Genomic DNA, 13,261 nt, shown 5'->3' with positions numbered 1-13,261 from the left:
AAAACTCAAGAGCCAACGTACCGGGTGCTTGCACACCCGGTCACTATCAGATCTTGTTGAACAGACCCAGCTGGCTGATTTTGCTGAACGCCAGTTGGGCAGCCTGCAACATGGTCTGCTGCAGGGTCAGGCGGGTCATGACTTCAGCCGGATCCGAATCACGGATTGAGCCCTGCGTCGTGGTGTTGGCCGTGCTCAGGCTGTCATTGGTGACGCTCTGCATATCCAGCGCCTGTCCGCGCGCACCGATCGAAGTGACCGCCGTGCCGATCTGGTTGGTAGCGGCGTCGATATTGCCGAGACCTGCCTCCATCGCACCTTGCAGTTTTTGCTTGGCTACAGGATCGCCATCGATTGGCGTGTTCAATGCGCCAATCATCTGACCCAGCGTGTCGAGAATATTCTGCGTCTGGTGATTGTTCGGCTGGATCGAGAACTGATCACCGGTTGCCGGGGTGTTGCCCAATGCAAACGTCACACCGGCGGCCGTTGCGTTGCCACCGACCACGGTGCCCGAAGACACCGGTTTGCTGTCGGCGGAGACCGGTGCTGCGTACAGATCGAAATCGGTGGCACTGGTGAACTTGAGAACCGCGCCGCCCTGCGGGAATGCCGCAGTGTAGGCTGCCTGATCGGTGATCGTCGATCCAGTAATCACCGCTGTAGAGGTATTGCCCGGGCTGCGTGTGGTGGTGAACGTATCAGGGCTTACCGCCAGCTGAAAGCTGTGCCCGGCAATGACTGCGTCCGGGTTGGTGTCGCCTTCTTTCAGATTGATATTCAGCTTCATGTCGATGCCACGGAAGCTGAAGCTCTGGTTTGAGCCGCTGGTATTGCTGATCACGCCGTTCTTGCTCGCTTCCGCAGTCACGTCGTTGCCCAGGGCGTCGGTGATTTGCATCTGCGTGCTGCTGATGAAGCTGACGGTGTAAGGCTGACCACTGGTGAATTTGGCGTTGTAAGTAGCTTCAGTACCGACCGTGCCGTTGGACAGCACCACGCGACCATCGTCCACCGCCGGGGCGGTCATCTTGACGCTGGTGCGGGCGGCATTGATGGTCTGCTGGAAGGCATCCCAACCGGTGGTGTTGGTGCCGACTGTCAGGCCATCGCCAATGCCCAGATTGATGGTGGTCTGGTCGCCGTTGTACGTGTAGGTGCCGTCGGTGTTTTGCGAATACGGCGCGGTATCGGTTTTCGAACCCGAGAACAGATAGTTACCGTTGGCGTCCTTGGCGTTCATCAGCCCCAGCACTTGTTGCTGGATCTGGCCCAGTTCCGCAGCGTACGCCTGGCGGTCTTTGTCGGTGATCGTGCCGTTGTTCGCGGCCAGCGCGAGCTCCTTGGCACGTGACAACGCCGTGGTTATGGCGTCCAGCGTGGACTCCTGCACGGTCAGTGCGCTTTTGGTGGTATCGACGTTGGTCTTGTACTGATCGAGCATCGCTGCCTGCTGGCCCAATTGCAGCAGACGCCCGGCACCGATCGGATCATCGGCGGCAGTGTTGATGCGTTGCAGGCTGCTCGCCTCGCTCGCGGTGGCGACAGCCTTGTTGAAGTTACGCTGATAATCCGAAGCTTGCGTTCCGTAATACTGGGCGGTGGAAATGCGCATGAATTACGACTCCTTAAAGGCTGTTGATCAGCGTGGCGAAAGTTTCCTGCGCAGCTTTGATGATCTGCGAAGACGCTGTGTAGTACTGCTGGTACTTGACCAGGTTGCCGGTTTCTTCGTCCAGGTTGACCCCGGAAAGCGAATCGCGGGCACCCTTGGCGTTCTCCAGAATCGCCGTGGTCGCGGCGCTGTCGGACTTGCCTTGGGCGGTCTTGGTACCGACGTTGGTCACCAGGGTGTTGTAGGCGTCGGTCAGGCTGATGCCCTTGCTCGCCGAACCGGTGTCCACCGTCTGTTTCGTTTGCAATGCGACCAGTGCCTGGGCGTTGCGGTTGTCCGAAGACGCCGCGCCGGTCAGGTTCATGGTGAAGGTCTCGCCGGTTTTCGGCGTGCCGCCCACGGTGGTCTGCACGGTGAAGGTCTTCTGCACGTTCGGCGTGACCGTAGTGTCCATCACCGGGTTGCCGCTGGCGTCGACGATGCCGACCTTCAGATTCAGCGTGTTCGACTGGCCGGGCACGATGGTGCCGGTACCGATGGTCGCGCCCTTGGCATCGACCAGATTGTACGATTGGCTGCCGCCGCTGGCTGCGCCGAACACCAGTTTGACCGGCGTTGAATTCTTCAGCGCCGCCTGCATGTCAGCCTGGGCGGTCGGGTTGTAGATGTCGATCTTGTCGCTGAGCGTCGGCTGGGTGTAAGTGCCCAGACCGTTGGCGCTGGCGACGCCGGTCAGCGGACCTGCCGCAGCGATTTTCTTCGGATCGCTGAGCACGGTCTGAATGCTCGCCGCCGCGTTGCGGGTCGGCGTGATCTTGAACGAGTCACCTGCGCTCAGCGCGCCGCCATTCAAGGCCAGGGTGAAACCGTCGATCACTGGCGGCGGATTGGTCGTGGTGCTGAACGCGCCCAGATCGGTGCCGTCGGAACGCTTGACGGTGTAATCGGTGGCGCTGGTGAAGGTCACCTGATAATCGCTGGTGGTCAGCTTGCCGGTGTCCTTGATGGTCACATCGAGGTTGCCCGAACCGGCGCTGTTGCCATCCTTCGCAATGCTGCGCTGACTGATCAGCGCGGCACTGTTGATGTTGTTGAAAATCGCCGCGCCGAAGTCACCGTTCTTGTCGATGCCCTGGGCTTGCTGGCTGTTGATCTGATCGGCAATCACCAGAGCGACGCGACCGAGCTCGTTGAGCGACGGGTCGAGGACTTCCTTGCGATAGGTCAGCAGACCGCCGATTTCGCCACCGCTGATCACCGAAGTGATGTCGATGGTGCTCGAACCGCGATCCATCTGGATCGACATGCGCGACGGGTCGGTCTTGCTCGCAACCATGCTCAGGCTGTTGGTGGTGTTGCCGATGACCAGCGGCTGACCGCTGCCGACATAAATGTCGAAGCTGGTGCCGCGTTCGACGACCTGGGCACCGGTCAGTTCGGAGAGCTGACGCACGGCTTCGTTACGGCTGTCGAGCAGGTCGTTCGGCGCCCCGCCACTGGTGGAGATTTCGCCGATCTTCTGGTTGAGATTGGCGATCGCCGTGGCGAGTTTGTTCACCTGGGCAGTCATGTCGCCGAGGCTGCCGTTGATCGTGGTGTTCTGATCGTTGAGCTGCTTGGCCAGGGTATTGAAACGGCTGGTCAGCGCCTGCGCGCCGGTCAGCACCGACTGACGCGAAGTGTCATCGGTGGCCGACGTCGATACGCCCTGCATCGAGGTGAAGAATTTCTGCAGTACACCGGTCAGGCCAGTGTTGGTGTCCGACAGCATCGCGTCCAGCGGCGTCGCCTGCTTGAGAAACGCGGCCGATTCGCTGTCCAGCGACGTCGCGGTGTGCAGCTGCGATTCCAGATACGAGTTGTACACCCGGCGCACGTCGGCCAGGGTCGTGCCCGTGCCGATGAAAACGCTGCCGTACTGCTGCGAGGACTTAGTGCCCTGCACGGTTTGCTGACGTGAATAACCGGCGGTGTCGACGTTGGCAATGTTGTTGCCTGTCGTAGCCAGAGAGGACTGGCTGGCCGACAGTCCCGACATCCCGATATTGAGCAAACTCATGGTTCAGACCTTATTACCTGGTGCCTTATAAAGGCGTGGTGGAGACACCCGCCGCAGCGTAGTTTTCAAAACTGTTCATCTGCTTGGCAATTTGCGAAATCTTCGTCGCGTAGTTCGGGTCGGTGGCGTAACCGGCCTTCTGCAACTCGCGTACAAACTGTTCTGGGTTATCGGCCGACTTCAGCACTTCTTGATAGCGATTGTTGCTCTGCAGCAACGTCACCAGATCGTGGAAGCTGTCCTTGTACGAGGCGTAGGAACGGAACTCGGCCGTCTCCTTGACCATCGCGCCATTGCGGAACTCGCTGGTGATCGCGCGGGCCGAATCGCCCTTCCAGTTGCTGCTCGCCTTGATGCCGAACAGGTTGTGGCTGCTGCTGCCATCCTGGGCGCGCATGACCGATTTGCCCCAACCGGTTTCCAGTGCCGCTTGCGCCACCAGATAACGCGGATCGACGCCGATGCGGTCGGCAGCTTCCTTGGCCATCGGCAGCATGGTGTTGACGAATTCGTCGGCGGAACTGAAGGCCTTTTTCGCCGGTGCCAGCGGAATCTGCGCCATGGCGCGGCCGTAGACCTGCATCTGCCCGCCAGCGGCTTTCTGCTCTTCGGCACGGGCCAGCCAGTCGCCGTTGTACAAAGCGCCGGAGCCTGTGACGGCGGTAGTCGCAGCACGTTGCGGCAAGGCGTTGGTCGCTGCTGCAGTGGTCGCAGTGGCCACGCTCGGCGCCGACGGCACCAGACCGGCGAGCAAGCGATCGGCCAGTTTCGGCGGCAATGCCAGACGCCGCTGGTTGATCAGCGCCATGTCGTTGCGATGGGCAATATCGGTGTTGTTCGGCGCATGCACCGAGCGCGATGCCCACAACGGACGCTCGCCGTTGACGCGGGACAGCGGACCGGTGGCGACGGTGCCAGCGGCAATCGGCGTCGGCACGGCGGCGGCCTTGGCCAGCGCTTCCTGCTGCTTGGCGGCGGACGCGGCCGCAGCCTCGCCCGGCGCCATCGGTTTGTTCTTCGACATCTGCCGGATCAGCACGTCGGCCAGGCCGATACCACCGCCCTCGCGGGACATTGAAACCGCCAGCTGCTGGTCGTACATTTCCTGATACTGCTTGGCCGCCGGCGTGTTCAGCGGGTTGTCCTGACCAAGCGCTTCGGTAGCCGAGCGCATCGACTTGAGCATTTCGCCGAGGAACAGCGACTCGAATTCCTGCGCCACCTTGCGCATGTTCTCGTCGCTGTTCTTGTCGCCGACCTTCAGCTGGTTCAGACGATTGAGGTCGGAGTAGGAACCCGAATCGCTGCTGCTGACCAGACCGCTTTTGCGCATATCCATGGTGGCCGGCCTCAGATCACGATCAGGTCGGCTTGCAATGCGCCGGCCTGCTTCAGAGCTTCGAGAATTGCCATCAGGTCACCCGGTGCTGCGCCGACCTGGTTCACCGCACGGACGATCTCGTCGAGGGTGGTGCCCGGGCCGAACTTGAACATCGGTTTGGCTTCCTGTTCGGCATTCACTCGCGAGCGCGGTACGACGGCGGTCTGGCCGTTGGACAGCGGGCCCGGCTGGCTGACGATCGGGTCTTCGGTGATGGTCACGGTCAGGCTGCCGTGGGTCACGGCGGCTGGCGACACTTTCACGTTCTGGCCGATGACGATGGTGCCGGTACGCGAGTTGATGATGACTTTCGCCACCGCCTGACCCGGATCGATTTCGAGGTTTTCCAGGATCGACAGGTAGTCGACGCGCTGGCTCGGATCCAGCGGCGCCGTGACCCGCACCGATCCGCCGTCGATGGCTTGGGCGACGCCAGGGCCGAGCATGTCGTTGACCTTGTCGACGATACGCTTGGCGGTGGTGAAGTCGGAGCGGTTGAGGTTCAGCGTCAGGCTGTTGCCCTGGTTGAAACCGCTCGGCACCGCACGTTCCACCGACGCACCGCCAGGGATGCGACCGGCCGACGGAACGTTGACGGTAATCTTCGAACCATCGCGGCCTTCAGCGTCGAAACCGCCGACCACCAGGTTGCCCTGAGCGATCGCATAGACGTTGCCGTCGATACCCTTGAGCGGCGTCAGCAGCAAGGTGCCGCCGCGCAGGCTCTTGGAGTTACCGATCGAAGACACGGTGATGTCGACCTGCTGACCCGGTTTGGCAAACGCTGGCAGATCGGCACTCACCGACACCGCCGCGACGTTCTTCAACTGCACGTTGCCCGATCCCGGCGGCACCTTGATGCCGAACTGCGAGAGCATGTTGTTGAAGGTCTGCAGGGTGAACGGGGTCTGCGTCGTCTGGTCACCGGTGCCGTTAAGCCCGACCACCAGGCCGTAACCGATCAACTGGTTGGAGCGCACGCCGGAAATGCTGGCGATGTCTTTCAGCCGCTCGGCGTGTGCGGTGAACGCCGCAGACATCAACAACGCGGCCACCATAAGACTTTTCAGATTCAACGTAGCCACCTAGAAAGGGAACAGCGGGCTGAGGAAGAAACGGTCGAACCAGCCTGGCTGACTCGTATCGGCAAACGCGCCGGTACCCGAGTAGGTGATGCGTGCATCGGCGACACGGGTCGACGACACGGTGTTGTCGGTCGCGATGTCATCGGCGCGGACCATACCGGCGATGCGCACCAGTTCGTCACCGGTGTTGAGCGTCAGCCACTTCTCGCCACGCACGGCGATGATGCCGTTGGGCAGCACGTCGGCGACGGTCACGGTGATCGAACCGGTCAGGCTGTTGCTCTGCCCGGACTTGGCGTCGCCCTTGGTCGAACGGTCGGCGCTGTAGCCGGCGTTCAGGCTCAAGTCGCCACCACCAATCGGGTTGTTGGTGGTCAGGCTGGAGCCGAACAACGAGGTCAGACCAATCGAGTTATCGCTGTTCTTGTCCATCTGCGAGTTGGCGTTCTTGCTTGCCTGCGTGCGCTCGTTCAGGGTGATGGTGATGATGTCACCGACCCGGAACGCCTTGCGGTCGCTGTACAGGTTCTGCTCAAAGCCGGCCTGATAGATCGAGCCGTTGTTGGCCGCCGCCGGCAACGGTGTGCGCGGCAACACCGGGGCGTAGTAAGGGTCATTGGGCTTGGGCGTCGGGGCGACGCAGCCCGCGAGCGAGACGACCCCACTCAATGCCAGAACAGATACAAAGCGCTTCATGACCCTACCTCACGGTGTTGCTGGCGACCTCAGGCCGCCCCAAAGACTGGATTACAGATTCTGCGTTACGAACGAGAGCATCTGGTCGGCGGTGGAGATCACCTTGGAGTTCATCTCGTAGGCGCGTTGAGTGGTGATCATGTTGACCATCTCTTCAACGGTGCTGACGTTCGAGGTTTCCAGGGTGTTCTGCAGCGTGGTACCGAAACCGTTGAGGCCCGGGGTGCCGATCTGCGGCGCGCCGGAAGCAGCGGTTTCCAGGAACAGGTTGTTGCCCACGGCTTGCAGGCCGGCCGGGTTGATGAAGTCGGCGGTCTGCAGGTTGCCGATCACTTGCGAGGCCGGGTTGCCGGCGATGGTGATCGACACGGTGCCGTCACGGCCGACAGTGAAGGTCTGCGCATCGTTCGGAATGATGATCGCCGGCTCCAGCGCGAAACCGCTGGCGTTGACGATCTGGCCATTGGAGTCGAGGTGGAAAGTACCGTCACGGGTGTAGGACGTGGTGCCGTCCGGCTGCAGGATCTGGAAGAAACCGCGACCGTCGATGGCCATGTCCAGCGGCTGCTCGGTGGTTTGCAGGCTGCCGGCGGTGAAGTTTTTCTGGGTGCCGACAATGCGCACACCGGTACCCACTTGCAGACCCGACGGCAGTTCGCTGTCCTGGGTCGACTGGGCACCTGGCTGACGCTTGATCTGATAGAGCAAGTCCTGGAACTCGGCACGGTCACGTTTGAAACCCGTGGTCGAGACGTTCGCCAGGTTGTTGGAAATGGTGGTCAGGTTGGTGTCCTGGGCGGACAGACCGGTTTTGGCAACCCATAGAGCCGGAAGCATTCGATTCTCCTCGTGCGCCTGTTTTACGGCGCGACGTTCTGATAATTAGCTGATCTGCAAGACCCGAGCCATGGCCTGGTCGTCGTCTTTGGCGGTGTTCATCATCTTGACGTGCAACTCGAACTGCTTGGCCAGGGCCAGCACCGAAGTCATTTCTTCCACGGCATTGACGTTGCTCGACTCGAGGAAACCCGAGACCAGTTTGACGTTGGCGTCGGCTTGCGCCGGCTGGCCGTCCTTGGTGTAAATCGAACCGTCGAGGCCTTTGTTCATGTTCTTGATGTCCGGGTTGACCAGCTTGATCCGGTCGACTTCGGCCATGACGCGCGGACCTTCGCCCATTGCGCGAATGCTGATGGTGCCGTCTTCGCCGACTTCGACCTGCTGCTCGGGCGGCACGGCGATCGGGCCGCCATTACCGATCACCGGCATGCCGTTGCCGGCGCGCAATACGCCGAGGGCGTCGATGTTGAGGCTGCCGGTGCGCACGTAGCTTTCGCCACCGCTGGGGTTTTGCACGGCGATGAAACCGTTGCCGGATACCGCGACGTCGAGTTCACGCCCGGTCTGCACCAGTGAGCCCGGCGTGAAGTCGGTGGCGGGACGTTCGCTCATGGCAAACGCGCGCGCCGGAAAGCTGTCACCGAACACCGGCATCGAACGCGCCTGCTCGAGGTCGCGCTGGAAGCCGTTGGTGGAGATGTTCGCCAGGTTGTTGGCATGCGCCCGCTGCGCCAGTGCGTTCTGGCTGGCGCCGGTCATTGCCACATAAAGGTACTTGTCCACTGTGTTTCCTCTGCATGCCGGACGTTTGCCGCCCACCGCTGTACTGCTCAGCCATAAGCAATTTGCAGACCAACTTTTTATTGGCGGGCGAAGGCCCGGTAAACAGGGGACTTGAGAGGATCGGAGGGGGAATCTGAAATGGGTCGAAGACGAAAAACCGGCGGTGTCATGCCGGTTAGTGGCAATCCTGAGTTCGGCGGGGGATGGAGATCCTGTGGCGAGGGATTTATCCCCGTTCGGCTGCGCAGCAGTCGCCAAGCCTGCAATAAGGTCGCTGTGAAGGAAAAGCGGGGCGGCTTCGCCGCCCATCGGGGATAAATCCCCTCGCCACAAAGGCTCTATTTAGCTTTCGGAGGTTTTGCCAACCTCATACTCACGCAACTTGTTGGCAATCGTCGTGTGCGAAACCCCCAGCCGCTTGCCCAACTGCCGACTGCTCGGGTGCTCGGAATACAAGCGTTCCAGCACCGCTTTCTCGAAACGCCCGACGATCTCGTCAAGATTTCCGTCGAGGGAGAAATCGCCAAGCGGCTGCCGCACGCCGTAATCCGGCAGGCGAATATGTTCGGCCTTGACCGTGCCGCCGTCGCACAGGGAAACTGCTTGGAACAGCACGTTCTCCAGCTGCCGCACGTTGCCCGGCCAGTGGTAATGGCTGAGGCGATCCATCGCCGCCTGGGCCAGTTTCGGCAGCGGACAGCCGATCTGCCGACTGGCCTGATCGAGAAAGTGTTCAACCAGCGGCGTCAGACCGTCGAGGCATTCGCGCAGTGGCGGGATGTGCAGCGACAGCACGTTCAAGCGGTGATAGAGATCCTGGCGAAACTCGCCGCGCGCGCACAATTCGGACAAGTCCACCTGGGTCGCGCAGATCACCCGCACGTCCAGATACACCTCTTCATCACTGCCGACGCGACGGAAGCAACCGTCCTGAAGAAAGCGCAGCAATTTGACCTGCAAGCGCGGGCTCATCTCGCCGACGCCATCGAGAAACAGCGTGCCGCCAGCGGTCAACTCCAGCAGGCCAAGCTTGCCCTCAGCGCGAGCGCCTTCGAAAGCGCCGGGGCCGTAGCCGAACAGTTCGGTCTCGGCCATCGACTCCGGCAACCCGGCGCAGTTGAGCGCCATCAACGGTGACTGTCCACGCGGGCTGGCGAGGTGACAGGCGCGCGCCAGCAATTCCTTGCCGGTGCCGGTTTCGCCTTCTATTAATAGCGGTGCATCCAGCGGCGCCATGCGTCGCGCTTCGCGGACCACAGCGGCCATGACTTTCGAGCTCTGGAAGATACTGTCGAAGCCGCGCAGCTCCTGTTTGCGCACGTTGTAGATGCGCTCGCCGACCCGATCGGCGCGGTGCAGCGTCAGTACGGCGCCGGCCATGGCCTCGCTGTCATCGTGCTCCGATTGCAGCGGCGCGATGTCGGCGAGAAAGATGTCGCCCTTGACCTTGACCCGCATGCCGTTGATCCGCGACTTGTTGGCGCGCACCAGTTCCGGCAGGTCGAAATCCTCGGCGTAGCGCGACAGCGGAATCCCCGGCACTTCATCGACGCGCACCCCGAGCAACTGCGCCGCCGCGCGGTTGGCCGCAACGATCGAGCCGCCCATGTCGATCGACAGCACCGGAAACTCCAGTGCGCCGAGCAGTGCGTTCAATTCCATGTGCCGGCGTTCACTGGGCATCAGCCCGACGCGCTTGACCCCGAACACCCCGCCGATCGCCTCGAACTTCGGCCGCAACGCCTGGAACTGGATGTTGATCAGGTTCGGGCAGTGCAGGTAGATCGCATTGCCATGCTCACCACCCACCTCGCCGCGTGCGACGTTGATCCCGTACGCCACCAGCAGATTGAGAATGTCGCGCAGGATGCCGATGCGGTTCTGGCAGTGGACTTTGATGCGCATAGAAAAAGGCCCGACAAGATTGGGAAATTGACCAATGCCCGTGTGGGAGCGAGCTTGCTCGCGAAGGCGGCGGCACATCCTGCATTGATGTGTCAGGCCCACCGCTTTCGCGAGCAGGCTCGCTCCCACAGGGAAACGCGTTGCGCGCCGAACTGTTTTTTGTCGAGGCACGCAGATAGTTGTCAAGATTATGTGACAGCCCCGACCTTTTTCAAACCCGCCAATCACCGTAAATGCGCATTACCCGACAAAGCGTAACGATAACTTTACGAAATACGCAGAATTTTCCTACGCACACACCGGTCAACATGCTGCACGCCCTGTCACTCTCGGGTATTCCTTTAGCCATCGCTGGACATAACAACAACGAATTTCCTAGCAGGAGAGCAGCATGAAGCAGACGCAATACGTGGCTCGCGAGCCCGATGCGCAAGGTTTTATCGACTACCCCGCCGAAGAACATGCGGTGTGGAACACGCTGATCACTCGCCAGTTGAAGGTGATCGAAGGTCGCGCGTGCCAGGAATATCTGGACGGTATCGAAAAACTCGGTCTGCCCCACGACCGCATCCCGCAACTGGCCGAGATCAATAAAGTCCTCGGCGAGACCACCGGCTGGCAAGTTGCCCGGGTGCCAGCGCTGATTCCTTTCCAGACCTTTTTCGAGTTGCTTGCCAGCAAGCAATTCCCCGTCGCCACCTTCATTCGTACCCGCGAAGAACTCGACTACCTGCAAGAGCCGGACATCTTTCACGAGATCTTCGGCCACTGCCCGCTGCTGACCAACCCGTATTTCGCTGAATTCACCCACACCTACGGCAAGCTCGGCCTGCAAGCGACCAAGGAAGAGCGCGTGTACCTGGCGCGGCTGTACTGGATGACCATCGAATTCGGTCTGGTCGACACCCCGCAGGGCAAGCGCATCTACGGTGGCGGAATTCTGTCCTCGCCGAAAGAAACCGTTTATTGCCTGTCGGACGAGCCCGAGCATCAGCTCTTCGATCCGCAGGAAGCCATGCGCACGCCGTATCGCATCGACATCCTGCAGCCGCTGTACTTCGTCCTGCCCAATCTCAAGCGCCTGTTCGATGTGGCCCATGAAGACATCATGGCCATGGTTCGCCAAGGCATGCAGTTGGGCTTGCACGCGCCGAAATTTCCGCCGAAACCCAAAGCCGCCTGAACCGCGACTTTTGCTGACAATTGCGTCTGTCCGTCGCCGCCACTTTGCTTTAGCGTGACGGCATTGGCGGCACACGCGCTTTAATAAAAAACACACTCGTTTTCAGGAATACACCATGTCGACTTTGAACCAAGCCCACTGCGAAGCCTGCCGCGCCGATGCGCCACAAGTCAGCGATGAAGAACTGCCGATCCTGATCAAGCAGATCCCTGACTGGAACATCGAAGTACGCGACGGCATCATGCAGCTGGAGAAAGTTTTCCTGTTCAAGAACTTCAAGCATGCGCTGGCCTTCACCAACGCCGTGGGCGAGATCTCCGAGGCCGAAGGTCACCACCCGGGCCTGCTGACCGAGTGGGGCAAAGTCACCGTGACCTGGTGGAGCCATTCGATCAAAGGCCTGCACCGCAACGACTTCATCATGGCTGCGCGCACTGACGAAGTGGCCAAGACCGCAGAAGGACGCAAGTAATGCACTTCGACGCCATCGGCCGGGTCCCCGGCGACCCGATTCTCGGTTTGATGGAGGCCTATGCGCAGGATGCCAATCCGCGCAAGTTCGACCTCGGCGTTGGCGTCTACAAGGATGCCCAGGGCCTGACGCCGATCCCGGAAGCGGTGAAAATCGCCGAAGCGCGACTGGTCGAAAGTCAGGACACCAAGACTTACATCGGTGGCCACGGCAACCCGCTGTTCGGCAAGGTCATCAATGAGCTTGTGCTCGGTAGCGACTCGGCATTGATCGCCGAACAACGCGCCGGCGCCACCCAGACCCCGGGAGGCACCGGTGCCCTGCGTCTGGCGGCCGACTTCATCGCGCAATGCCTGCCGGGCAAAGGCGTGTGGTTGAGCAACCCGACCTGGCCGATCCACGAAACCATTTTCGCCGCTGCCAAGGTCAAGGTCAGCCACTACCCGTACGTCGGCAGTGACAACCGCCTCGACGTCGAAGCGATGCTCGCCGTGCTCAGGGAAGTGCCGAAGGGCGACGTGGTGCTGCTGCATGCGTGCTGCCACAACCCGACCGGTTTCGACCTGAGCCATGACGACTGGAAGCGCGTGCTTGAAGTGGTGCGCAGCCGCGATCTGCTGCCGCTGATCGACTTCGCTTATCAGGGTTTTGGCGATGGTCTGGAGCAGGACGCGTGGTCGACCCGGTTGTTCGCGGCGCAAGTGCCGGAGCTGCTGATCACCAGTTCCTGCTCGAAGAACTTCGGCCTGTACCGCGACCGTACCGGTGCGCTGATCGTCTGCGCGACCAGCGCCGACAAGCTCATCGACATCCGCAGCCAGCTGGCCAATATCGCCCGCAACCTGTGGTCGACGCCGCCGGATCACGGCGCGGCAGTGGTCGCGACCATCCTCGCCGACCCAGAGCTGAAGGCGCGCTGGGCCGATGAAGTGGAAGCGATGCGCTTGCGTATCGCGCAGTTGCGCAGCGGTCTGGTCGAAGCGCTGGAACCGCATGGTTTGCGCGAGCGTTTCGCACACATCGGTGTGCAACGTGGGATGTTCTCCTACACCGGCCTGTCGCCGGAACAGGTGAAAACCCTGCGCGAGCGGCACAGCGTGTACATGGTCAGCTCGGGCCGGGCCAACGTTGCCGGGATCGACGCCACCCGCCTCGCATTGCTCGCGGACGCCATCGCCGACGCCTGCAAATAATCCCCCCGCCCGACTGAGCGCTCCCACGCTCTGCGTGGGAATGCAGCCC

At 61.3% G+C, this 13,261-nt stretch carries 11 protein-coding genes; 3 read left to right on the top strand and 8 right to left on the bottom strand.

Annotated elements, in window-relative coordinates; translation table 11 throughout:
• Nucleotides 1-46 precede the first annotated feature (46 nt).
• The 8 genes from F8N49_RS01805 to F8N49_RS01770 form a co-directional block, all read right to left on the bottom strand.
• Nucleotides 47-1,615, bottom strand: a complete 1,569-nt coding sequence (locus F8N49_RS01805; RefSeq protein ID WP_071171416.1) for a flagellar hook-associated protein 3 — start codon at nucleotides 1,613-1,615, stop codon at nucleotides 47-49.
• Between the two features lie 13 nt (nucleotides 1,616-1,628).
• Nucleotides 1,629-3,674 carry a flagellar hook-associated protein FlgK gene (flgK, locus tag F8N49_RS01800; protein ID WP_151550677.1) on the bottom strand — a complete coding sequence of 682 codons (2,046 nt, stop codon included), beginning with the start codon at nucleotides 3,672-3,674 and terminating at the stop codon, nucleotides 1,629-1,631.
• Nucleotides 3,675-3,699: 25 nt separating this feature from the next.
• A complete protein-coding gene (gene flgJ, locus F8N49_RS01795) occupies nucleotides 3,700-5,013 on the bottom strand; it encodes a flagellar assembly peptidoglycan hydrolase FlgJ (RefSeq protein WP_071171414.1) in 1,314 nt (437 codons plus the stop codon).
• 11 nt (nucleotides 5,014-5,024) lie between these two features.
• Complete coding sequence (locus tag F8N49_RS01790) at nucleotides 5,025-6,113, bottom strand: flagellar basal body P-ring protein FlgI (RefSeq protein WP_024012083.1); 1,089 nt, start codon at nucleotides 6,111-6,113, stop codon at nucleotides 5,025-5,027.
• 27 nt (nucleotides 6,114-6,140) lie between these two features.
• A complete protein-coding gene (flgH, locus tag F8N49_RS01785; RefSeq protein WP_016771110.1) occupies nucleotides 6,141-6,836 on the bottom strand; it encodes a flagellar basal body L-ring protein FlgH in 696 nt (231 codons plus the stop codon).
• 51 nt (nucleotides 6,837-6,887) lie between these two features.
• Nucleotides 6,888-7,673: a flagellar basal-body rod protein FlgG gene (gene flgG / locus F8N49_RS01780; protein WP_016771111.1), complete on the bottom strand. Its 786-nt coding sequence runs from the start codon at nucleotides 7,671-7,673 to the stop codon at nucleotides 6,888-6,890.
• A gap of 45 nt (nucleotides 7,674-7,718) precedes the next feature.
• Complete coding sequence (locus tag F8N49_RS01775) at nucleotides 7,719-8,459, bottom strand: flagellar basal body rod protein FlgF (protein WP_016771112.1); 741 nt, start codon at nucleotides 8,457-8,459, stop codon at nucleotides 7,719-7,721.
• Nucleotides 8,460-8,801: 342 nt separating this feature from the next.
• Nucleotides 8,802-10,364 carry a sigma-54-dependent transcriptional regulator gene (locus F8N49_RS01770; RefSeq protein ID WP_071171411.1) on the bottom strand — a complete coding sequence of 521 codons (1,563 nt, stop codon included), beginning with the start codon at nucleotides 10,362-10,364 and terminating at the stop codon, nucleotides 8,802-8,804.
• A gap of 391 nt (nucleotides 10,365-10,755) precedes the next feature.
• Between F8N49_RS01770 and phhA the strand changes: the two genes are divergently transcribed.
• The 3 genes from phhA to F8N49_RS01755 all read left to right on the top strand — a co-directional run bounded on the left by phhA (nucleotide 10,756) and on the right by F8N49_RS01755 (nucleotide 13,212).
• Nucleotides 10,756-11,547: a phenylalanine 4-monooxygenase gene (gene phhA / locus F8N49_RS01765; RefSeq protein ID WP_071171410.1), complete on the top strand. Its 792-nt coding sequence runs from the start codon at nucleotides 10,756-10,758 to the stop codon at nucleotides 11,545-11,547.
• Nucleotides 11,548-11,662: 115 nt separating this feature from the next.
• Nucleotides 11,663-12,019, top strand: coding sequence for a 4a-hydroxytetrahydrobiopterin dehydratase (locus tag F8N49_RS01760; protein WP_016771115.1), 357 nt, complete (start codon nucleotides 11,663-11,665; stop codon nucleotides 12,017-12,019).
• Entirely contained in the window at nucleotides 12,019-13,212 is a 1,194-nt protein-coding gene (locus F8N49_RS01755; protein ID WP_071171409.1) for an amino acid aminotransferase, read from the top strand. The genes F8N49_RS01760 and F8N49_RS01755 overlap by 1 nt, the downstream gene beginning before the upstream one ends.
• Nucleotides 13,213-13,261: the final 49 nt, after the last annotated feature.

Origin of the sequence: Pseudomonas sp. GXM4 (assembly GCF_008923895.1) — a bacterium.
In the GTDB taxonomy this organism is placed as follows: domain Bacteria; phylum Pseudomonadota; class Gammaproteobacteria; order Pseudomonadales; family Pseudomonadaceae; genus Aquipseudomonas; species Aquipseudomonas atacamensis.
The sequence above is the reverse complement of the archived record's forward strand: the minus strand, read 5'-3'. Positions and strand labels throughout refer to the sequence as shown.